This window comes from Micromonospora globbae (assembly GCF_003610785.1).
GTDB lineage: Bacteria > Actinomycetota > Actinomycetes > Mycobacteriales > Micromonosporaceae > Micromonospora > Micromonospora globbae.
Genome location: NZ_RAQQ01000005.1, coordinates 83303 through 105750, shown reverse-complemented (window position 1 = coordinate 105750; position 22448 = coordinate 83303). Strand labels below are relative to the sequence as shown.

Here is a 22448-nt window from a genome sequence, read left to right as displayed (position 1 = left end):
GCATGTCGCGGATGAGCAGCGGCGATGATCACCGTGGGTGGCCGCGGCGGTTGCCGCGGCCACCCAGCGTCACGATGTCAGAGCCGCTCGACCACGTAGTCGATGGACGCGGTCAGCGCCTCGACGTCGGCCGGCTCGACGGCCGGGAAGAGCGCGACCCGCAGCTGGTTGCGGCCGAGCTTGCGGTAGGGCTCCGTGTCGACGATGCCGTTGGCGCGCAGCACCTTGGCGATCGCCCCCGCGTCCACCCCGTCGACGAAGTCGATCGTGGCGACCACGTTGGACCGCAGCGCCGGGTCGGCCACGAACGGCGTGGCCACCGCCGAACGCTCGGCCCAGCCGTACACGATGGAGGCGCTCTCGGCCGTCCGCTTCGCGGCCCAGGCCAGGCCGCCCTGGCCGTTCATCCAGTCGGTCTGCTCGGCGGCCAGGAAGATCGTCGCCAGCGCCGGCGTGTTGTACGTCTGCTCCAGCCGGGAGTTGTCGATGGCGGTGACCAGGTCCAGGAAGGCCGGGATGTACCGCCCGGACGCCTTGATCTCGGCGGCCCGCTCCAGCGCCGCCGGGGACATGAGGGCCAGCCACAGGCCACCGTCGGAGCCGAAGCACTTCTGCGGTGCGAAGTAGTAGACGTCCGTCTCGGCGACGTCCACGTCGAGGCCGCCGGCGCCCGAGGTGGCGTCCACCAGCAGCAGCGAGCCCTCGTCGGCGCCGGGGACCCGGGAGATCGGCACGGCCACGCCGGTGGAGGTCTCGTTGTGCGGGGTCGCGTACACGTCGACGCCCGCCTCGGCGACCAGGCTCGGCGCGGTGCCCGCGTCCGACTTGTGAATGGTCGGCTCACCGAGGAACGGCGCGTCCTTGACGGCCTTCGCGAACTTCGCGCCGAACTCGCCGAAGCTGGCGAACTGGGCCCGGTCGCGGATCAGGCCGAACGTGGCGACCTCCCAGAAGGCGGTGGTGCCGCCGTTGCCGAGCACCACCTCGTACCCCTCGGGGAGGGAGAAGAACTCGGCGATGCCGCGACGCAGCCGGGCGACCTGGTCGCGCACCGTCTTCTGGCGGTGGGAGGTGCCGAGGTACGTGGTGGCGACGTCGGCCAGGGCGGAGACCGCCGCCGGACGAACCTTGGACGGCCCGCAGCCGAACCGTCCGTCGGCGGGCTTGATCTCGTCGGGAATCCGGATGGTCGGTGCGTCAGCCACGGTTGTCTCGATCCTTCCGCGTGGGCGAGGGCTGGCCCTTCAGCGGGCGCGGAGCGACGGCGGCCGCGCGCGGGCGCGCGGGGGAGCCGGGTCCGAGCCCGGTCCGGCGGCGCTGCCGGCCTTCATCCTCCCATCCGGGCCGGGCCGGTCGACCGCTGGTCCCACACCGCGACGTGAGGGATGCGCCACACGGTGAAGGCCCCGACCGAGGGGTCGGGGCCTTCAGCGGGGGTCAGAGAGCGGGCGTCACACGCCGTGCGGGATGGCGTCCCAGCCCTCGACCTCCTGCGGCTTGCGGGGGCCGGGGCCGACGTAGCGGGCCGAGGGGCGTACGAGGCGCTGGAGCTTCTTCTGCTCCAGGATGTGCGCGCTCCAGCCACCCATCCGGGCGCAGGTGAACATCGAGGTGAACATGTGCGCCGGCACCTCGGCGAAGTCGAGCACCACGGCGGACCAGAACTCGACGTTGGTCGCCAGCACCCGGTCCGGCTTGCGGTTGTGCAGCTCGTCCAGGGCGGCCTTCTCCAGCGCCTCGGCCACCTCGAAGCGGGGCGCACCCAGCTCCTTGGCGGTCCGCCGGAGCACCCGGGCGCGCGGGTCCTCGGCCCGGTAGACGCGGTGCCCGAAGCCCATGAGCCGCTCGCCCCGGTCCAGCACGCCCTTGACGTAGCCCTCGGCGTCGCCGCTGCGCTCGACCGCCTCCAGCATGTTCAGCACCCGGGACGGCGCGCCGCCGTGCAGGGGGCCGGAGAGCGCCCCGATGCCGGAGGAGATGCAGGCCGCGGCGTCCGCGCCGGTCGAGGCGACGATCCGGGCCGTGAAGGTGGAGGCGTTCAGGCCGTGCTCGGCGGCCGAGATGAAGTACGCGTCGACGGCCTTCACGTGCCGCGGGTCGGGCTCACCCCGCCAGCGCTTCATGAAGCGCTCCACGATCGTGGACGCCTTGTCGATCTCCTTCTGCGGCACGGCCGGCAGCCCCAGGCCCCGGGCGGACTGGGCGACGAAGGAGAGCGCCGTCACCGAGACCCGGGCGAGGTCCTCGCGGGCCTGCTCGTCGGAGATGTCCAGCAGCTGGTTGAGCCCCCAGTACGGCGCGAGCATCGCGACCGCGGACTGCACGTCGACGCGGATGTCGCCGGAGTGCACCGGCACCGGGAACGGCTCCGCGGGCGGCAGACCGGGCCCGAAACGGCCGTCGACCAGCAGGGCCCACACGTTGCCGAACGAGACCTGGCCGATCAGATCCTCGATGTCCACACCGCGGTAGCGCAGCGCACCGCCTTCCCGGTCGGGTTCGGCGATCTCCGTCTCGAAGGCGACGACGCCTTCCAGTCCCGGTTTGAAGTCGGCCATGTCGCTCTCCTGGCTCTGGTCGGTGCGCCTGGTCGCGCTCAACGCGGCCCGGCCGGTCGAGCACCGTTGGCGACCCTCAGGGATGTGTTCGGAACATCTTGCCTGCTGGGTAACCGAGTCCGCGACCCGCAGCGACTGTGCCGCACGCGACATCCCCGCCCGAGCGCCGCGTCCGAGGCTGGGCAAGACTGGGGCGTACGGGCCGCCAGCCCTGCCCGGCGTGGCCGGCCCGGTGAGAAGGAGTGGAACGACGTGACGGGCGACACACCCGCCCCGGCCGCGATGCGTAACGAGTACGCCGCGGACCGGGGCCTTTCCGAGTCCGAGCTGGCCGGCGACTGGCACACCCAGTTCGCCCGCTGGTTCGCCGAGGCGGTGGCCTTCGGGCTGCCCGAGCCGAACGCCATGGTCGTCGGCACGGCCGACGCCGCCGGGCGGCCCAGCGGGCGGACGGTCCTGCTGAAGGGGTACGACCCGGACGGCTTCGTCTTCTTCACCAACCACACGTCGCGCAAGGGCGCCGAGGCGGCCGCCAACCCGTACGCCAGCCTGGTCTTCCCCTGGTTCCCGATGCAGCGGCAGGTCGTGGTCGCCGGCACCGTCGAGCCGGTGGACCGGGCGGAGACCGAGGCGTACTTCGCCACCCGGCCCCGCACGTCCCAGATCGGCGCGTGGGCGAGCCCGCAGTCGCAGGTGATCCCGGACCGGGCGGCGCTGGAGGAGCGCTACCGCGAGGCGGCGGAGCGGTTCGCCGACGCGGCGTCGATCCCCGCCCCGCCGCACTGGGGCGGGCTGCGCGTCCGTCCCGAGTCGGTGGAGTTCTGGCAGGGCCGGGCGGGCCGGTTGCACGACCGGCTGCGGTTCCGGCGTACCGGGGCCGGCGACTGGACCGTCGAACGGCTGGCGCCGTGACGGCGGCGCCGGAGGCCCGGCGGCGGGGACTGCGCCGCCTGGCGATCGACCTGCGTCCGCTGGGGGTGGCGGACTACCGGCGGATCTGGCTCGGCAACGGCGTGGCCATGTTCGGCTTCCAGTTCACCGCCGTCGCCGTGCCCGTCGAGATGTACGACCTCACCCGGGACTCGTTCTGGGTCGGCCTGCTCGGCGTCGCCGGGTTCGTGCCGCTGCTGATCTTCGGGCTCTGGGGCGGCGCGGTCGCCGACGCCCGGGACCGCCGCAAGGTGCTGCTGGGCGCGGGCGCGCTGCTCTGGGCGTCGACCCTCGGGCTGCTGGCCCAGTCGCTGTTCCAGGTGGGCAGTCCGGTGCTGCTCCTGCTCCTGGTGGCGGTGCAGTCCACGGCGTTCGCGATCACGTCACCGGCCCGCAGCGCCATCCTGCCGCGGCTCGTGCCGGAGAAGCTGGTCCCGGCGGCCACCACGCTGAACTACACGACGTTCACGGCGGCGTCGGTGGTCGGGCCGCTCGCGGCCGGCATGATCTTCACCTGGTGGGGCACCGACGTCGGCCTGCCCGTCGCGTACGCGGTCGACGCACTGCTGTTCACCGTCTCGCTCTGGGCCACCCTGCGGCTGCCCGCGCTGCCGCCCGAGCCCGATCCGGGCGGCGGCGACACGCCGCGCAAGGCGGGCCTCGCCAGCGTGGTGGACGGGTTCCGCTACCTGGCCACCACGCCGGTCCTGCTGCTCTCGTTCGCCGTCGACCTCATCGCCATGATCCTGGCGATGCCGCGGGCGCTCTTCCCCGAGATCGCCCACGAGCGGTTCGGCGACGGCGGGGCGGTCGGCTGGCTGTACAGCGCCATCGCCATCGGCTCGATGCTCGGCGGGCTCACCTCCGGCTGGATCGGCCGGCTGCGCCGGCAGGGGCTCGGGCTCGTGGTCGCCGTGGTCGCGTGGGGCGTGGCCATCGCGGCGGCCGGGCTGGCCCACCAGCTCTGGCTGATGGTCCTGCTGCTCGGCGTGGCCGGCGCCGCCGACCTGGTCAGCGCCGTGCTGCGCCAGTCCATGCTGCTGGTGTACGCGCCGGACCGGATGCGGGGCCGGCTCCAGGGCGTGAACACCGTCGTGGTCGCGGGCGGGCCGCGCCTGGGCGACCTGCGGGCCGGCGCCATGGCGGCCGGGCTGGGCGGCGGCGTCGCCTGGGTGGCCGGTGGCGTCGCCTCGGCCGTGCTCGTGGTGGTGCTCGCCGTCGCGTTCCCGGCCCTGCTGCGCTACCGGGCGGCGACCGCCACCGGCACCGACGTGGCGACGGCCGCCGACGGCGGGCGGGCCAGCAGCGCGGCCGACGGCGAGGCGGCGAGCGGCGACCCGGCGGGCGCCACGTCGCGCGGCGGCGGGGCGGCGGCACCGGGCGGTGACCGCGAGTGACCGGTTAGGGTCGCCGACATGAGCACCCCTGATCACCGTTCCCCCTCGGGCGCCCAGTGGACCATCGCGGCCGACGGCCACGAGGCCGTCGTCGTCGAGGTGGGCGGCGGGCTGCGGACGTACCGGCACGACGGCGTGGACTACGTCGACGGGTACGCCGAGGACGAGCTGTGCCCCGGCTGCGCCGGGCAGGTGCTCGCGCCGTGGCCGAACCGGATCCGGGACGGGCGGTACACGCTCGGCGAGCGGACGCACCAGCTGCCGCTGACCGAGCCGGAGCGGCACGTGGCGATCCACGGGCTGGTCAACTGGGTGCCCTGGCGGCTGCTGGAGCGCTCGCCGGACGCGGTGACGGTCGGCTACGCGCTGCCGCCGCAGCCCGGCTACCCGTGGGAGCTGCACCTGCGCAGCCGGTGGAGTGTCGGGGCGGACGGTCTGCGCGCCGAGCACGAGGTGCGCAACGTCAGCGCCGAGCCGGCCCCGTTCGGCTTCTCCGTGCACCCGTACCTGCAACTGCCCGGGGTCGCGGTCGACGACCTGTCGATGCGGCTGCCCGCCCGGACCCGGCTCCTCGTGGACGACCGGCTGCTGCCGATCGCGGCCACCGAGGTGGCCGGCACCGAGTACGACTGGACGAGCCCCCGCCGCATCGGTGACGCCGTCCTCGACCTCGCGTTCGGCGACGTCATCCGGGACGAGGACGGCGGATCGTCGGTGAGCCTCGCGGCTCCGGACGGCTCGGCCGGCGTGACCATCTGGGCCGATCGGGAGTTCGGTTGGTGGCAGGTCTTCTCGGGCGACACGCTCACCGGGGAGCGGCACCGCCGATCGGTGGCGATCGAGCCCATGACCTGCCCGCCCGACGCGTTACGCTCCGGGCGCGACGTGATCATGTTGAAGCCGGGGGAGACCTGGCGGGGCGTCTGGGGCGTCCGCCCGGGCGCCTGACCGGCAGGGGGAGCCGCATGGAGTTCGCCGAGGTCGTCCGGCGCCGGCGGATGGTGCGCAACTACGACCCGGACCGGCCCGTCCCGCCCGAGGTCGTGGAGCGGCTGCTCGACCACGCGGTCCGCGCGCCCTCCGCCGGCTTCGCGCAGGGCTGGGGGTTCCTGGTGCTGGAGGAGCCGGCCGACCGGGAGCGGTTCTGGGCGGCCACCACGCCGGGCGGCGGCGGCCGGGAGCGCTGGCTGGCCGGGATGCGACGGGCGCCGCTCATCGTCGTACCGCACGCGAACCGCTCGGTGTACCTGGAGCGGTACGCCGAGCCGGACAAGGGTTGGACGGACCGCTCCACGGAGCGCTGGCCGGTGCCCTACTGGTACGTGGACACCGGTTTCGCGGCCCTGCTGATGCTGCTCACCGCCGTGGACGAGGGACTCGGGGCGTGCTTCTTCGGCATTCCGCCCCAGCGGCTGGCGGCGTACCGGGAGGCGTTCGGCGTACCGGAGGAGTTCGCGCCGATCGGTGCGGTCACGGTGGGTTACCGGGCACCGGACCATCGGTCACCGTCGCTGCGCCGGGGACGCCGACCGGTCGACGACGTGGTCCGGCGCGGACGGTGGAGTTGAGCGGCACGCCGGATTCGTCCCGTTGAAGATCGGGCGAGCGGTAGCGAAACTGACATCAGGGAGCAGAACGCGGTGTGCGACAGGCGGCTAGGCTGGCACGGTCATCGGTGCCGCGCCGTGCGGTGCCACGCCGCGACCCGGCACGGCGCCGTCGGTCGGCCCGGCCACGGGGAGGGGAGCGTGCCGTCGTGATCTTCAGAGCGGTCCGGGACGGGCGTCCCTACCCGGAGCACAACCTGACGCTCAAGCAGTGGGCGGAGATCCCGCCGCGGCCGCTGCGCCTGGACCAGTTGATCACCACCAAGCGCGAACTGGCGCTGGACAAGCTCCTCGCCGAGGACTCGACGTTCTACGGCGACCTGTTCCCGCACGTCGTGCAGTGGAACGGCGGCCTCTACCTGGAGGACGGCCTGCACCGGGCGCTGCGGGCGGCGCTCCAGCAGCGCAACCAGATCCACGCCCGGGTGCTCGTGCTCTCCGAGGCGGTGGAGTGACGGGCTCCTGAGCCTTCGTTAGGGTGGCTGCCATGAGCCCCACGGCCCCCCTCGACCTGCTCGACCTCGACTCCACGCTCGGCGAGGAGGAGCGGCAGATCAGCGCCGTCGTGCGCCAGCTCGTCGACGACCGGGTACGCCCGCACGTCGCCGACTGGTACGAGTCGGGTCGCGTACCGGCTCGCGAGCTGGCCCGGGAGTTCGGCAAGCTCGGCCTGCTCGGCATGCACCTGACCGGCTACGGGTGCGCGGGCGCCTCGGCCGTCGCGTACGGGCTCGCGTGCCTGGAGCTGGAGGCCGGCGACTCGGGCCTGCGGTCCCTGGTGTCGGTGCAGGGCTCGCTGGCCATGTACGCCATCTGGCGGTACGGCAGCGAGGAGCAGAAGCAGCGCTGGCTGCCCCCGATGGCCGCCGGTGAGGCGATTGGCTGCTTCGGGCTGACCGAGCCCGACCACGGCTCCGACCCCGCGTCGATGGCCACCCGCGCGCGCCGCGACGGCGACGACTGGATCCTCACCGGCGGCAAGATGTGGATCACCAACGCGCCGATCGCCGACGTCGGGGTGATCTGGGCCCGCACCGAGGACGGCGTGCGGGGCTTCGCCGTACCGATGGACACGCCCGGCGTGAGCGCCCGCGAGATCAGCCGCAAGATGTCCCTGCGGGCGTCGGTGACCGGGGAGATCGTCCTCGACGACGTCCGCCTGCCGGCGGACGCGCTGCTGCCCGACGCCGTCGGGCTCCGGGCGCCGCTGAGCTGCCTCACCGAGGCGCGGTACGGCATCGTCTGGGGCGCGCTCGGCGCCGCGCGGGACTGCCTGGAGACGACCCTGGCGTACGCGGGCACCCGCACCCAGTTCGGCCGGCCGCTGGCCGGGTTCCAGCTCACCCAGGCCAAGCTCGCCGACATGGTGGTCGAACTCCAGAAGGGCCAGCTGCTGGCGCTGCACCTGGGGCGGCTCGCCGACGCGGGCGCGCTCCGCCCCGAGCAGGTCAGCGTCGGGAAGCTGAACAACGTGCGGGAGGCGCTGGCCATCGCCCGGCAGTGCCGCACGATCCTCGGCGCCAACGGCATCTCCGGCGAGTACCCGGTCATGCGGCACGCCAACAACCTGGAGAGCGTCCTCACGTACGAGGGCACCTCGGAGATCCACCAGCTGGTGATCGGGCAGAAGCTGACCGGGATCAACGCGTTCGCCTGACCAGTGCGGCGCTGACCTGCGGAAACAGCGGGTTGGCCCGCTCGGCGCGCGCGTGTCGTACGACGGTCGTACCGTCATTGCAGACGGCAGTGTCTGACGAGGACGGTGAGGGCCATGGCCCGCGACGCTGACAGCAACGAGCCCACCCGGGAGCTCTCCGGTCACCCGACCGGCGACGCGATCACGGCCCGCTCCGACACCCCACCCGAGCCCACACCGGCGCCCGCCGCACGCCCCACGCGGGGCCTGCTGTGGGTGCTCGGCGCGGCGGCGCTCGCGGTGGTGGTGCTCCTCGGCGTGCAGACCAGCGGGCTCTGGCCGAGCTTCCGCAACCCGTTCGCCGAGGAGCGGACGGACCGCAGCCAGCCGACGCTGCTGAAGTCGATCCAGGATCTCAGCCGCTACGTGGCGGCCGAGGGCAACTACCAGGTGGTGGTCGACCTCCAGAAGGACCGCCAGTACGTGCCGGAGTTCCTGCTCAACGAGCGGACGCTGTTCGTCGGGGCGGGCAGCGTCGAGGCGTACGTGGACTTCGCGCGGATCTCCGACGGGGCGGTGGTCGAGTCGGCCGACGGCAAGTCGGTGGAGATCAAACTGCCGGCGCCGCAGCTCGGCGAAACCAACCTGGACCTGGAGAAGAGCTACGTCTTCGCGGAACGGCGTGGCCTGCTCAACCGGCTGGGCGAGGTGTTCGGCGGCGACCCCAACCGGCAGCAGGAGGTCTACCGCCTCGCGGAGGAGCGGATCACGGCGGCCGCCCGCGACAGCGGGCTCGGCGCCCGGGCCGAGGAGAACACGCGCAAGATGCTGGAGGGGCTGCTCGGCTCACTCGGCTACGAGCGGGTGACGGTCACCTACGTCACCCCCTGACCAGCGTGACGTGGAAGCGCCCGCCCCCACGGCTCGGGGCGGGCGCTTCGGCGTCGTCGCGGGCGTGAGCGCGCCGCGCCGCCCGCCCTCGGTGCTCACGGTCGGGCGTGAGCGCGCCGCCCGCGCCCTCGCCGCCCATGATCGGGGCGTGAGCGCGCGCCGGCGGCATAACTTCGTCGTCAAAGCGCCGGTACTCGGTGCTCACGATCGGGGCGAGGTCCCGCAGCCTGCCGTGTCCCGGGCGGGGCCGTCTCCGATGACGGGCCACCTCGTACGGCCGGCGCCGCCGTCAGCGGACGGTGGCCAGGTAGCGGTCCTCGTTGGGCATGAGGATCCAGAGGATCAGGTAGACGATCACCTGGGTGCCGGGCAGCAGCAGCGACAGCAGGAACAGCAGCCGGACCATGCCGGCCGACACGCCGAACCGCTGGGCGAGGCCGGCGCAGACACCGGCGAGCATGCGCCCCTGGCGGGGCCGGACCAGTTTGCGACTCATCGTCGTACTCCCACTCTGCGGCGTGCGCCGCGTCTGACATCCACGGTAGGAACGGGCGGCCACCCCGCCCTCAGTCCGCAGGACGATCGGCGACCCGCGTACCCGTAGGTGGTTACCCGGCAGGGCCGGGCGCGACGCGCCGCCGCGTGCGCCGCGCCCCCCTGCGGAGATCACGCGGGAACATGGATGTAGTGGCCTCGTCGACGGCCGGATGCCACTGCTTCCCGGAAGCAGCGCGATCATGGCCGGGGGCGGGGCGATCATGGCCGAGGGTGGGGCGGCGGCGGGGCGGGCGGACCGCCGGGCGGGGCGTGAGCTGGGCGGGTAGGCTCGCCGGTTGGGCGTCCACACCCCTGGTGCCCGCCAGGTCACGGCCACCATCGGGGCGCAACCCGCACGACGGGGGCGACGGCGAGGGAAGTGCATCCATGATCAGTGTCTTCGACCTCTTCAGCGTCGGCATCGGGCCGTCGAGCTCGCACACCGTCGGGCCGATGCGGGCCGCCCGGACGTTCGTGACCGGCCTCAAGGCCGACGGGCTCCTCGCCGCCACCGCCCGCGTGCAGGCCGAGCTCTTCGGGTCGCTCGGCGCCACGGGGCACGGCCACGGCAGCGACCGCGCGGTGCTGCTCGGGCTGGCCGGGGAGGCGCCGGAGACCGTCGACACCGACAGCGTGGCGCCCCGCGTCGCCCGGATCCGCGCCGAGCGGCGGATCAGCCTCCTCGACGCGCACGAGATCGACTTCGACCCCGACCGTGACCTGGTGCTGCACCGCCGCCGCTCGCTGCCGTACCACCCGAACGGGATGACGTTCGTGGCGTACGACGACACCGGCGCGGAGCTGCGGGCCCGCACCTACTACTCCGTGGGCGGCGGCTTCGTGGTGGACGAGGCGGCGGCCGGCGCGGACCGGATCGTTCCCGACACCACCCCGGTGCCGCACCCCTTCCTCACCGGCGCCGAGCTGCTCGAGGTCACGGCCGCCACCGGCCTGTCGATCAGCGAGGTGATGCTCGCCAACGAGCGTTCCTGGCGGAGCGAGGCCGAGGTGCGCGCCGGTCTGCTGGAGATCTGGCGGGTGATGCGGGAGTGCGTCCAGCGGGGCTGTGAGCGGGACGGGGTGCTCCCCGGGGGTCTGAAGGTCCGCCGCCGGGCCGCGGAGCTGCGCCGCAGCCTGGAGGCGGAGGCCGACGCCGGCGACCCGCTGCGCGCCATGGACTGGGTGACCCTCTTCGCCCTGGCCGTCAACGAGGAGAACGCGGCGGGCGGCCGGGTGGTCACCGCGCCGACCAACGGAGCGGCGGGGATCATCCCCGCCGTCCTGCACTACTACACCCGGTTCGTGCCGGACGCCTCGGACGAGGGTGTGATCCGCTTCCTGCTGGCCGCCGGCGCCATCGGTGTGCTGTTCAAGGAGAACGCGTCGATCTCCGGCGCCGAGGTCGGGTGCCAGGGCGAGGTGGGGTCGGCCTGCTCGATGGCGGCCGCCGGCCTGGCGGAGGCGCTGGGCGGCACGCCCGCGCAGGTGGAGAACGCCGCCGAGATCGGCATGGAGCACAACCTGGGCCTGACGTGTGACCCGGTCGGTGGCCTCGTGCAGATCCCCTGCATCGAGCGGAACGCGGTGGCTAGCATCAAGGCGATCACGGCCGCCCGGCTCGCGCTGCGCGGTGACGGGGTGCACGCCGTCTCGCTGGACAAGGTCATCAAGACCATGCGGGAGACCGGCGCGGACATGAAGGTCAAGTACAAGGAGACGGCACGCGGCGGTCTGGCCGTCAACGTGATCGAGTGTTGAGCGCTCCCATCTCGGGACGTTCGTCCACCGACTGCTAGCCTGTCGTCCGTTTCACAGGCGGGAGGCGGCGGTGACCTCTGGCGTCGCGGCGTTGTGGTCGCACCGCAACTCGCTGCGCATCCTGGTCCGGCGCGACCTCGCCGTGAAGTACCAGCAGTCCGTCCTGGGCTACGTGTGGTCGCTCATCGAGCCGCTCGGCATGGGCGCGATCTACTGGTTCGTCTTCGGCGTCCTGTACGCGCGGGACACCGGGCGGCACCTGGGCGACGCCGCGCAGTCGTACCCGCTCTTCCTCATCACCGGGATCTTTGCCTGGATGTGGACGAGTTCGGCGCTCAGCGAGGCGACCAACGCGCTCACCGGGCAGTCCCGGCTGATCACCACGATGAACGTGCCCCGGCAGGTCTTCCCGATCGGTCGGGTCACCGGCCGCTTCGCCGAGTACGCCGCCGGCCTGCCGATCCTCGCGGCCGTCGCGCTGGCGTACACGGTCCGCGGCCGGGCCGATCCCGGCTGGTCGCTGCTCGCCCTGCCGCTCGCCGTGGCCGTCCAGGGCGTCCTGCTGATCGGCCTCGCCCTGCTGCTGTCCGCGTTCAACGTGCTGATGCGCGACGTCGAGCGGGTGATGCGCCTGGTCATCCGGGTGCTCTTCTACGCCACGCCGATCATCTACCCGCTGAGTCTCGTACGGGATTCCGACCTGCCCGGCTGGCTGAAGATCGCGTACGAGGTGAACCCGCTGGTCGGCATCTTCCAGCTGCACCACGCGATCTGGTACCCGGACGAGTTCCCCGACGCCCGGCTGCTCGCCACCACCGTCGCCGGGAGCGTGCTCGTGCTGGTCGTCGGGTGGTGGTCGTTCCGCCGGCTCGAACCCGCCGTGCTCAAGGAACTCTGAGATGGCCGACCCGATCATCGAGGCGGAGGGTCTGGGCATCCGGTTCGTCCGTAACCGGCGCCGCCAGCTGCGGCTGCGTGAGCTGTTCATCCACCGGGGCGGGCGCTCCGCGTCCTCGGGCCAGTTCTGGCCGCTGCGCGACGTGTCGTTCACCGTACGGCCGGGCGAGACGGTCGGCGTGATCGGCCGCAACGGCACCGGCAAGAGCACCCTGCTGCGCCTGATCGCCGGGGTGCTGATCCCCGACGAGGGGAGCATCCGCGTCCACGGCGACGTCGCGCCGCTGCTGGAGCTGTCCGCGGGCTTCTCCAACGACCTCACCGGACGGGAGAACCTGCACCTCGTCGGTGGCCTGCACGGGCTCTCGCCGGGCTACCTGAGGCGGCACTTCGACGACATCGTCTCGTTCGCCGGCGAGCAGGTGGAGCGGGCCATCGACACGTCGGTGCGCCACTACTCGTCCGGCATGAAGGTACGGCTCGGCTTCGCGATCATCTCCCACCTGCCGCACCCGATCCTGCTCATGGACGAGGTGACCGCGGTCGGGGACGCGGAGTTCCGAAAGAAGTGTTATGCGACGATCGACCGTCTGCTCGGGGAGGGGCGCACTCTGGTGCTGGTGTCACACAACCAAAAGGACCTGACCCGGTTCTGCCGCCGGGGGTTGTTCCTCGACGGGGGCCGGCTCCGCCTGGACGGCACCATCGCCGAGGCGCTCGACGCCTACCAGAGCGCGGTACCGCGGTGACGCTCGCGATCGTGCTCGCCGGCGACGCCGCCGCGAGCCTGACGACCCGTACCGGAAAGCCGCTCGCCGACCGGATCGCCGCGCAGTGCCGCCGGGCCGGAGCGGACGAGGTGCGGTTCGCCGCCGACCTCGACGAGCTGGCCGCGCTGGCCGGCGCCGCCCGGGGGCCGGTCCTGGTGACCGGCGCGGACCTGGTGGCGCACACCGCCGTGCTGCGCCACCTCGCCACCAGCCCGGTCGGGCCCACCGTCGCGCTGGTGCTCGCCGACCCGCCCGCCGGCGGCGCCACCCGGGTGCGGGAGGAGCGGGGGCAGGTGGTCGAGGCCGGTCCGGCCACCGACGGTCCGACCGGCTTCTTCGGCGGCGCGCTGCGCGTCGGCGTGGACGACCTGCCGGCGCTGGTCACCGCCGCCCGCGCCGTGCGGTCCGGCGCCGTCGCACCGGGGGCGCCGGCGGGCGTCGTGGACCGGCTCTTCGCGGCGCTCAGCGCGCTCGGCACGCTGGTGTTCGCCCACCGGGTACGCCTGCTCGTCGCCCGACGGGTGGGCGACGCGGCGGAGCTGTCCGCCGCCGAGGCGGCGGTGGCCGCCGTCGACGAGGACCGTGCCGAGCTGCGCCTGTCGGTGAAGGAGCGCGACGACTTCTTCACCACGTTCTTCGTGAGCACCTGGTCGCCGTACGTGGTGCGGGTCGCGGCCCGCCTGCGCCTCACCCCGACGGTCGTCACGATGATCTCGGTGGCGTTCGCGGTGGCCGCCGCGGTGCTGTTCGCCGTCGGCGGCCGGCCCGCGCTGGTCGCCGGGGCGGTCCTGCTCTACCTCGGGTTCGTGCTCGACTGCGTGGACGGCCAGCTCGCCCGCTACACCCGCAACTTCAGCGCCTGGGGCGGCTGGCTGGACACCATGGCCGACCGTGCGAAGGAGTACGTGGTCTACGCGGGCCTGGGCGTCGGCGCCACGCAGGCCGGCCACCGGTACGGCTGGGCGCTGGCGATCGCCGCGATGACCCTCCAGACGGTGCGGCACATGACCGACACCTGGTACGGCGTACTGCACGACGAGGCGGCCCGCCGGCCCCGTCCCGCCGCCACGGGCGGGGGCATCGGCGACCGGCTGAACGCCGCCTCGACCCGGGTGCAGGCGGACACGGGTTCCCTGTCGTACTGGCTGAAGCGGACCGTGGTCTTCCCCATCGGCGAGCGGTGGGCGCTGGTCGCGCTGACCGTGGCGCTGTTCAACCCGTGGGTGAGCCTGATCGCGGTGCTGGTGTGGGGCACGTTGGCGTTCGCGTACACGGGCGCGCTGCGGACGCTGCGGGCGCGCTGGATGCGCGTACCCGTGCTGGGCACGGTCGACGCGACCCTGCACCGCGACGACGGCGCGCTGGCCACCCGGCTGCCGGTGCTGCCGCGCGTGGCGCCGCTGGCCCTCGCGGTGGTCGCGGCCCTCGGTCCGGCGGCGCTGCTCGTGGCGGCGCTGGTCGTCGCGCGTTCCGGCGACGGGGCAGGCGACCTGGTGTGGCTCGTTCCGGCGGCGCTGCTGGTGCTGCTGGTCGGCGCCCTGGGGTCCGGCGCGGCCCACGACGGGGGCCTGGACTGGCTGGTGCCGGCCGCGCTGCGGGCCGGCGAGTACCTGTTCGCCATCGCCGTCGGCGTGATCGGCGCCGTCCCGCCGTGGCTGATCTTCGGGTACGTCTTCGTGCTCACGGTCCACCACTACGACCTCACGGCGCGGCTGGAGAAGCGGCAGGCAGCGCCCCCGCTGCACCCGGCCACGTTCGGCTGGGACGGGCGTTCGGTGCTGCTGGCCCTGGCGGCAATCGCCGGGTTCGCGGGTATCGGGATGGCTACACTCGGTACGTACCTTCTCGTGGTTTTCGTGGCGAGCGTCGTCCTTGCCTGGGTCGTCCTGCCGGCCCGCGCGGCGCGGGCGTCGACGCTGCCGGTGCGGACGGGAGGCGTGCCGGGCTGACGGAGGGACGGCCGGATGACACTGGTGAGCTTCGTCGTTCCGGCCTACCGGGTGCAGGGCTACCTGCGGGAATGCCTGGACTCGATCCTCGACCAGCCCTTCACCGACCTGGAGGTCGTGGCCGTCGACGACTGCTCGCCCGACGACAGCGGCGAGATCATCGACGAGTACGCGGCGCGCGACCAGCGGGTCCGCGCGATCCGATTGACGGAGAACGTCGGGCTCGGTCCGGCCCGCAACGTCGGGCTGGACCGGGCCGTCGGCGAGTACGTCTGGTTCGTCGACGGTGACGACTGGCTCGCGCCGGACTGCCTGCCGGCGGTCGCCGAGCGGCTGACCGGCACGAGGCCGGACGTGCTGATGGTTGACCACGTCCGGACGCACTGGAACAACGCCGCCACGCGCAGCGCCATGCGGGACGTGTTCCCCGAGCCGCCCGGCGAGGGGACGTTCCGGCTGCGGGACCGGCCGGAGACGTTGCGTCTGCTGCACACCGCCTGGAACCGCGTGGTCCGCCGGCAGTTCCTCGTCGAGCACGGGCTGCGTTTCGCCCCCGGCTGGTACGAGGACGTCTCGTTCAGCTATCCCGTGCTGATGGCGGCCGACCGGATCGGTGTGCTGGACCGGGTCTGCGTGAACTACCGGCAGCGCCGGGTCGGGGCGATCACCCGCACCCGCGGCGACCGGCACTTCGAGGTGTTCCCGCAGTGGCACCGGGTGTTCCACCTCATGGACCGGTGGGGCCCGGCGGTCGACGAGCTGCGTCCCGCGGTCTTCGAGCGGATGATCTGGCACTACCTCACCGTGCTCGGAAACGGCCAGCGGATCGCCCCGGAGCTGCGCCCCGCGTTCTTCGCGCAGATCACCGCCGACTACGCCCGCTGGTTGCCGCCCGCGGGCTACCCGACGCCGGACGGGGTGGAGGGGCTCAAGCACCGCCTGGTGGCGACCGGCCGCTGGCGTACGTTCAGCGCGTTGCGCGCCGCCAACCGGGCCCGGGACGCGGCGCGGCGCTCGGCGCGTACCGCCAAGCGGCGGGTGGCCCCGGTGGCGCGCCGCAACGCCCGCCGGGCCCGGGACGTGCTGCTGCGCGAGTACTACCGGGCGGAACTGCACCGGCCCGTCGACCCGACGCTCGCCGTCTACGCCGCGTACTGGTACCGCGGGTACGCCTGCAACCCGGCGGCCATCTACGAGGCGGCCCGCCGGCTCGCCCCGCAGGTCCGTGGCGTCTGGATCGTACGGCGGGACCGCGTGGGCACCCTCCCGCCCGGCGTGGAGTACGTCGTCGCCGGCACGGCGGCGTACTACCGGATGCTGGCGCGGGCCCGCTGGCTCGTGAACAACGTCAACTTCCCGGACTTCGTCCGCAAGCGACCCGGCACCGTGCACGTGCAGACCCACCACGGCACGCCCGTGAAGGTGATGGGGCTCGACCAGCAGCGGTACCCGATCGGCGCCGGCCGGATGGACTTCGCGGGCCTGCTGCGCCGGGTGGACCGCTGGGACTACAGCATCACCTCGAACAGCTTCTCCACCCAGATGTGGGACCGGGCCTACCCGGCCTCGTACACCACGTTGGAGGTCGGCTACCCGCGCAACGACCGGCTCGTCACGGCGACCCCCGAGGAGGTGCGGCGGCTGCGTGCCGACCTCGGCATCGACCCGACTGAGCAGGTGGTGCTGTACGCGCCGACGCACCGCGAGCACCTGCCGAACTACCGGCCGCCGTTCGACCCGGAGCGGTTCGTCGAGGCGCTCGGCCCGTCCGCCCGGCTGCTGATGCGCAGCCACTACTTCCACGACCGGGACCGCCGACCCCGCCGGGACGTGCGGTGGAGCCGGGTCACCGACGTGAGCGCGTACCAGCGGGTGGAGGACCTCTACCTGGTCGCGGACGTGCTGGTCACCGACTACTCCTCGGCGATGTTCGACTACGCCGTCCTGGACCGTCCCATCGTCGTCTACGCGCCCGACTGGGAGGCGTACCGCCTGGCGCGCGGTGTCTACTTCGACGTGACGGCGGAGCCGCCCGGCGCCGTGGCGATGACCTTCCCGGATCTGCTCGACCTGTTCCGCGCGGGCGAGGTCTGGTCGGACGCGGCGACCAAGGCCCGACAGCAGTTCCGCGCGCGGTTCTGCGGCCTGGACGACGGCCACGCGGCCGAACGGGTGGTGCGTCAGGTGTTCCTCGGCGAGTCGGCCGCGCCGGGTCAGGGCTGCTGAGCGCGGGGGCCGGCACCGCCGCGCGAGGACCGCTCGCGGCGGCCGTCGACGGCGCTCCGCACGGCTCGGAACGGCTCGGAACGGCGCTCGCGGTGCCATCGCCGCCATTCGATGGGTCCGTAACAGGGCCGTCACGTTACGAACATGGCACGTTTACCCGATGTGCCGACCTCATGATCTTCGTCACAGTCATTCGGGTTCGCTGCGTGTTCGTGGGGGGAGGTGGCGGTGACCACCGTCGCGCTCAAGGATGTCACGAAGGTCTTCAAGGACGGCACCGTCGCCGTCGACAGCATCAACCTGGACGTCAACGACGGCGAGTTCATGGTGCTGCTCGGCCCGTCGGGCTGCGGGAAGTCGACCGTCCTGCGGATGATCGCGGGTCTGGAGGATCCGACCCAGGGCGCCGTCCTGCTCGACGGCGAGCTGGCCAACGACCTCTCGCCGCGGGACCGCAGGATCGCCATGGTCTTCCAGGACTTCGCCCTCTATCCACACATGACGGTCGGCGACAACATCGCCTTCCCGCTGCGGCTCGCCGGCGTCGAGCCGGGCCCGCGGGGCGAGCGGGTCAGCGACGTGGCCAGCGCCCTGGGTATCGGTGACGTGCTCTCCCGCCGGCCCAGCCAGCTCAGCGGCGGGCAGCGCCAGCGGGTGGCGATGGGTCGGGCCATCGTCCGCAGGCCGGGCCTGTTCCTCATGGACGAGCCGCTGTCCAACCTGGACAGCGGGCTCCGCGCCGAACTGCGCGCGGAGATCTCCGGTCTGACCCGCGAGCTGGGCGTCACCACCATCTACGTCACGCACGACCAGGCCGAAGCGCTCACCATGGCCGACCGGGTGGCGATCATGCGTCGCGGCGTCCTCCAGGACGTCGGCACGCCCACCCAGGTGTACGGCCGTCCGGCCACCCTCTACGTGGCCGCGTTCCTGGGCAGCCCGCGGATGAACCTGCTGGAGGCGTCGGTCTACGTCCACCTCGACCGCTACGTCACCCTCACGCTCGGCGAGCAGGCGCTCTACCTGCCGTGGAACGACATCCGCACCCGGGCGGTGGCGCACTACCACGGCGAGCGGATCGTGGTCGGGATGCGCGCCGAGGCGCTCACGCCCGTCGCCCCGGAGAGCCCCGGCGACGTGCTGCACGGACGGATCCGCTACCTCGAACACCACGGCCACGAATCGCTGGCGTTCCTCGACATCGGCGCGACGGCCGTCGTCGTGGACGAGATGGCCAGCCGGGGCGACCCGGGCGACGGCGGCCAGCGCGGCCTGCGCCGCCTGGGCCAGGTCATGCAGCGGCTGGCCGGCAGGCCGGGCGACGCGCCCGAGCCGGCGGTGGGCCGCGCGTCGACGAGCGTGCTCCCCGACCCGGGCCGGCACCACCGGCGCCCGGCGGAACTCGCGGTGCGGCTGGCACCGTACCCGGCGGTCTCCGCAGGCCACCCGCTCTCCGTACGGGTGCGGATGGACGCACTGCACTTCTTCGACGAACGGGGCGACCGCATCGACGTGGGGTGGCGCTGACCCCTCGACCTCGGGTACCCGACGGCTTGCCCGAGCATGTTACCGGCGAGTAGCGTCTGGTCATGTCCATCGACTCACGCCAGGTGGCGGCCGGGATGCTCGAAGCCGTGCCGTTCGCCCGTACGCTCGGCTTCGAGTTCGTCGAGATCGCGCCGGAGGCCGACGGCGGGGTCCGGGCCGTCGTCCGGCTGCCCGACTCCCCGGCCACCCACAACCATGTCGGCGGCCCACACGCCGGCGCCATGTTCACGCTCGGCGAGACCGCCTCGGGTGCCGTGGTGCTGGCCGCCTTCGGGCAGGTGCTCGACCGTGCCGTGCCGCTGGCCGTCCGCGCCGACATCGCCTACCGCAAGCTGGCGCTCGGCCCGGTACGCGCCACCGCCCGCCTGGGCCGCCCGCCCGCCGAGGTGGTCGCGGAGCTGGAGTCGGGCCGGCGGCCCGAGTTCCCCGTCGAGGTCGAGATCAGCACGGACGACGGCACGCCGACGTCCGAGATGACGGTGATCTGGACGCTGCGCCCCCAGTGAGCCCTGAACGGTCGAAGCGGTCACGTCGGCGACGAGCGGCCGGAAACGCGTTTGTGGGCCCGATCGGGTGGATAGATTCGTAACGTGCTGGGCCTACCTGCTCACCTGACCGCCTGTCTCTTCGACCTCGATGGCGTGCTGACGCAGACCGCCCGGGTGCACAACGCCGCCTGGACCGAGACGTTCAACGCCTACCTCCGGCAACGGGCGGCGGCCACCGGTGAGCCGTACCGGCCGTTCGACCCGGGCCCCGACTACAACCGCTACGTCGACGGCCGGCCTCGCGCCGACGGCGTCCGGACCTTCCTGGCCTCGCGGGGCATCGTGCTCCCCGAGGGCTCGCCGGACGACCCGCCCGAGGCCGAGACCGTGAACGGGCTCGGCAACCGCAAGAACGTGCTGCTGCTGCACGAGCTGCGTACGCGCGGCGTGGACGTCTATCCCGGCTCGGTGACCTACGTGAAGGCCGCCGCGGCGGCCGGGCTGCACCGTGCCGTGGTCACGGCGAGCGCCAACGGCCGGGAGGTCGTCGCCGCCGCCGGCCTGGAGCCGCTCATCGAGGTCCGGGTGGACGGGCTCGTCGCCCGGGCCGAGGGCCTGCGCGGCAAGCCCCACCCGGACACGTTCCTCGCCGGGGCCCGGCTGCTCGGCGTCGAGCCGGCCCAGGCCGCCGTCTTCGAGGACGCGCTGGCCGGGGTGGAGGCCGGGCGCGCCGGCGGTTTCGGTTACGTGGTCGGGGTCGACCGGGTCGGCCAGGCGGACGCGCTGCGGGCGCACGGCGCCGACGTGGTGGTCCGGGACCTGGTCGAGCTTCTGGACGAAGGGCGCGCTGCATGATCAGGGAGAGGGCCTATCCGGTCGAGCCGTGGCACGTGCGGGAGATCCGGCTCGACATGGACGTGCTCGCGCAGTCCGAGTCCGTCTTCGCGCTCTCCAACGGCCACGTCGGCCTGCGCGGCAACCTGGACGAGGGGGAGCCGCACGGCCTGCCCGGCACGTACCTGAACTCGTTCTACGAGCTGCGGCCGCTGCCGTACGCCGAGGCGGGGTTCGGCTTCCCCGAGTCGGGCCAGACCATCGTCAACGTGACCAACGGCAAGCTGATCCGGCTGCTGGTCGACGACGAGCCGCTCGACGTCCGGTACGGCGAGCTGCTCTCCCACGAGCGGGTCCTCGACATGCGCGCCGGCACCCTGCACCGGGAGCTGCACTGGCGGTCGCCGGCCGGGCGCGAGGTCAAGGTGCGCAGCACCCGGCTGGTCTCGTTCACCCAGCGGGCGGCCGCCGCCATCAACTACGAGGTCGAGGCGGTGGACGGGCCGCTGCGGCTCATCGTCCAGTCGGAGCTGGTGGCCAACGAGTCGTTGCCGGCGCAGAGCCGCGACCCCCGGGTGGCGGCGGTCCTCGAATCGCCGTTGCTGGCCGAGGAGGAGCTGACCACCGACGACGGCGGGCTGCTCATCCACCGGACGAAGGTCTCGGGCCTTCGGGTCGCCGCCGCCATGGAGCACGAGGTGCAGGGGCCGGAACACGCGACCATCGAGTCCGAGGGGTACGAGGACTGGGTGCGCACCACCATCGGCTGCGTTCTCAAACCCGGTGAGACGCTGCGCGTGGTCAAGTACCTGACGTACGGCTGGTCCAGCCGGCGCTCGCTGCCGGCCCTGCGCGACCAGGTCGGGGCGGCGCTCGCCGCGGCCCGGCTCGACGGGTGGGAGGGGCTCTGCCGGGAGCAGCGGGCCTACCTCGACGAGTTCTGGGACGCCGCGGACGTGCTCGTCGAGGGCGACCCGGAGGTGCAGCAGGCGGTCCGGTTCGGTCTCTACCACGTGCTCCAGGCCGGCGCGCGGGCCGAACGGCGGCCGATCTCGGCGAAGGGCCTCACCGGCCCGGGCTACGACGGGCACGCGTTCTGGGACACGGAGATGTTCGTGCTGCCGGTGCTCACGTACACCCAGCCCAACGCGGTCCGCGACGCCCTGCACTGGCGGCACGCGACCCTCGAACAGGCGCGCGAACGGGCTCGGACGCTCAACCTCGAGGCCGCCGCCTTCCCGTGGCGCACCATCGAGGGACCGGAGTCGTCCGGCTACTGGCCGGCCGGCACCGCCGCGTTCCACATCGCCGCCGACATCGCCGACGCGCTGCGCCGGTACGTGCTCGTCACCGGGGACACCCAGCTGGAGCGGGAGATCGGCCTGGAACTGCTCGTGGAGACCGCCCGGCTGTGGCGCTCGCTCGGCCACCACGACCGCAACGGCGTGTTCCACATCGACGGGGTGACGGGGCCGGACGAGTACACCGCCGTGAAGAACGACAACATCTACACCAACCTCATGGCGCAGCGGAACCTGCTGGCCGCCGCCGACGCGGTGAACCGCTACCGGGACGAGGCGCTGCACCTCGGTGTCACCGACGAGGAGGCGGCGAGCTGGCGGGACGCGGCGGCGGACATGCACATCCCGTACGACGACGACATCGGCGTCCACCAGCAGGTCGAAGGCTTCACCCGCCTCCAGGAGTGGGACTTCCTGCACACGCCGGCGGAGAAGTACCCGCTGCTGCTGCACTACCCGTACTTCGACCTCTACCGCAAGCAGGTGATCAAGCAGGCGGACCTGGTGCTGGCGATGCACTGGCGCGGCGACGCGTTCACGCCGGACGAGAAGACGCGCAACTTCCTCTACTACGAGCGGCGCACCGTGCGGGACTCCTCGCTCTCCGCCTGCACCCAGGCGGTGCTCGCCGCCGAGGTGGGCCACCCCGAGCTGGCGCACACCTACCTGCGCGAGGCCGCCCTCATGGACCTGCACGACCTCAACGAGAACACCCGGGACGGCGTGCACATGGCCTCGCTCGCCGGCGCGTGGATCGCCCTGGTGGCCGGGTTCGGCGGCCTGCGCGACCACGACGGGACGCTCTCGTTCTCGCCCCGGCTCTCCAGCCGGTTGAGCCGTCTGGAGTTCTCCCTCCAGTGGCGCGGGCGGCGGCTGCGGGTCGACGTCCGGCCGCACCAGACGACGTACTCGCTGCGCCACGCCGACCCGGACGACGTGGTCGAACTACGCCATCACGGGGAGAAGATCCAGGTCAGCCGCGACCAGCCGGTGACCGTACCCGTGCCCCCGGCCGACCCCACGGGTCCGATGCCGGAGCAACCGCCCGGGCGGTCACCGCTGCTCCGGTTGCCCGAGGCGCAGTCGTGACGAACGGCCGGGGCCACCTGCCCCGGCCGTCC

The 22448-nt window shown here is 73.1% G+C and carries 18 protein-coding genes and 1 pseudogene; 16 read left to right on the top strand and 3 right to left on the bottom strand.

Features of this window, described 5'->3' with window-relative positions:
- Positions 1–77: 77 nt before the first annotated feature.
- Both serC and D7I43_RS08450 read right to left on the bottom strand, forming a co-directional pair.
- Positions 78–1205, bottom strand: coding sequence for a phosphoserine transaminase (gene serC / locus D7I43_RS08455; protein WP_120327861.1), 1128 nt, complete (start codon positions 1203–1205; stop codon positions 78–80).
- A 246-nt stretch (positions 1206–1451) separates the two neighbouring features.
- Positions 1452–2558 carry a citrate synthase 2 gene (locus tag D7I43_RS08450; protein ID WP_120327860.1) on the bottom strand — a complete coding sequence of 369 codons (1107 nt, stop codon included), beginning with the start codon at positions 2556–2558 and terminating at the stop codon, positions 1452–1454.
- 282 nt (positions 2559–2840) lie between these two features.
- Here D7I43_RS08450 and pdxH point away from each other — a divergent pair, with 282 nt between their 5' ends.
- The 7 genes and pseudogenes from pdxH (at position 2841) to D7I43_RS08415 (ending at position 9019) form a co-directional block, all read left to right on the top strand.
- Entirely contained in the window at positions 2841–3470 is a 630-nt protein-coding gene (gene pdxH / locus D7I43_RS08445) for a pyridoxamine 5'-phosphate oxidase (RefSeq protein WP_120328064.1), read from the top strand.
- Positions 3467–4744: pseudogene (locus D7I43_RS08440) on the top strand (MFS transporter); the annotation flags it as partial. The gene pdxH and the pseudogene D7I43_RS08440, both read left to right, overlap by 4 nt.
- A 159-nt stretch (positions 4745–4903) precedes the next feature.
- Positions 4904–5833 (top strand): aldose 1-epimerase family protein, encoded by a 930-nt coding sequence (locus D7I43_RS08435; RefSeq protein WP_120327858.1) that lies wholly within the window; start codon positions 4904–4906, stop codon positions 5831–5833.
- A gap of 17 nt (positions 5834–5850) precedes the next feature.
- The gene (locus D7I43_RS08430) at positions 5851–6453 is read left to right on the top strand and encodes a nitroreductase family protein (RefSeq protein WP_120327857.1); all 603 of its coding nucleotides are present in this window, start codon (positions 5851–5853) and stop codon (positions 6451–6453) included.
- Between the two features lie 188 nt (positions 6454–6641).
- Positions 6642–6947 (top strand): type II toxin-antitoxin system VapB family antitoxin, encoded by a 306-nt coding sequence (locus D7I43_RS08425; protein WP_091593012.1) that lies wholly within the window; start codon positions 6642–6644, stop codon positions 6945–6947.
- A 32-nt stretch (positions 6948–6979) separates the two neighbouring features.
- Positions 6980–8149, top strand: a complete 1170-nt coding sequence (locus D7I43_RS08420; protein WP_120327856.1) for an acyl-CoA dehydrogenase family protein — start codon at positions 6980–6982, stop codon at positions 8147–8149.
- Positions 8150–8263: 114 nt separating this feature from the next.
- Positions 8264–9019 carry a DUF4230 domain-containing protein gene (locus tag D7I43_RS08415; RefSeq protein WP_120327855.1) on the top strand — a complete coding sequence of 252 codons (756 nt, stop codon included), beginning with the start codon at positions 8264–8266 and terminating at the stop codon, positions 9017–9019.
- A 289-nt stretch (positions 9020–9308) separates the two neighbouring features.
- Here the strand turns inward: D7I43_RS08415 and D7I43_RS08405 are convergent, their stop codons facing one another.
- Complete coding sequence (locus tag D7I43_RS08405) at positions 9309–9515, bottom strand: PspC domain-containing protein (RefSeq protein WP_120327853.1); 207 nt, start codon at positions 9513–9515, stop codon at positions 9309–9311.
- A 428-nt stretch (positions 9516–9943) separates the two neighbouring features.
- Between D7I43_RS08405 and D7I43_RS08400 the strand changes: the two genes are divergently transcribed.
- The 9 genes from D7I43_RS08400 to D7I43_RS08360 all read left to right on the top strand — a co-directional run bounded on the left by D7I43_RS08400 (position 9944) and on the right by D7I43_RS08360 (position 22416).
- Complete coding sequence (locus D7I43_RS08400) at positions 9944–11314, top strand: L-serine ammonia-lyase (protein WP_120327852.1); 1371 nt, start codon at positions 9944–9946, stop codon at positions 11312–11314.
- A 70-nt stretch (positions 11315–11384) separates the two neighbouring features.
- Positions 11385–12212, top strand: a complete 828-nt coding sequence (locus D7I43_RS08395; RefSeq protein WP_120327851.1) for an ABC transporter permease — start codon at positions 11385–11387, stop codon at positions 12210–12212.
- Between the two features lies 1 nt (position 12213).
- Positions 12214–12960, top strand: a complete 747-nt coding sequence (locus D7I43_RS08390) for an ABC transporter ATP-binding protein (protein ID WP_120327850.1) — start codon at positions 12214–12216, stop codon at positions 12958–12960.
- Positions 12957–14930: a DUF5941 domain-containing protein gene (locus tag D7I43_RS08385; RefSeq protein ID WP_120327849.1), complete on the top strand. Its 1974-nt coding sequence runs from the start codon at positions 12957–12959 to the stop codon at positions 14928–14930. Before D7I43_RS08390 ends, D7I43_RS08385 begins: the two co-directional genes overlap by 4 nt.
- Positions 14931–14945: 15 nt before the next feature.
- The gene (locus D7I43_RS08380; protein WP_120327848.1) at positions 14946–17156 is read left to right on the top strand and encodes a bifunctional glycosyltransferase/CDP-glycerol:glycerophosphate glycerophosphotransferase; all 2211 of its coding nucleotides are present in this window, start codon (positions 14946–14948) and stop codon (positions 17154–17156) included.
- A 228-nt stretch (positions 17157–17384) separates the two neighbouring features.
- Positions 17385–18683 (top strand): ABC transporter ATP-binding protein, encoded by a 1299-nt coding sequence (locus D7I43_RS08375; protein ID WP_120327847.1) that lies wholly within the window; start codon positions 17385–17387, stop codon positions 18681–18683.
- Positions 18684–18745: 62 nt separating this feature from the next.
- Positions 18746–19210, top strand: a complete 465-nt coding sequence (locus D7I43_RS08370) for a DUF4442 domain-containing protein (protein WP_120327846.1) — start codon at positions 18746–18748, stop codon at positions 19208–19210.
- Between the two features lie 84 nt (positions 19211–19294).
- Positions 19295–20047 carry an HAD family hydrolase gene (locus tag D7I43_RS08365; RefSeq protein ID WP_120327845.1) on the top strand — a complete coding sequence of 251 codons (753 nt, stop codon included), beginning with the start codon at positions 19295–19297 and terminating at the stop codon, positions 20045–20047.
- The gene (locus tag D7I43_RS08360; RefSeq protein WP_120327844.1) at positions 20044–22416 is read left to right on the top strand and encodes a glycoside hydrolase family 65 protein; all 2373 of its coding nucleotides are present in this window, start codon (positions 20044–20046) and stop codon (positions 22414–22416) included. Before D7I43_RS08365 ends, D7I43_RS08360 begins: the two co-directional genes overlap by 4 nt.
- Positions 22417–22448: the final 32 nt, after the last annotated feature.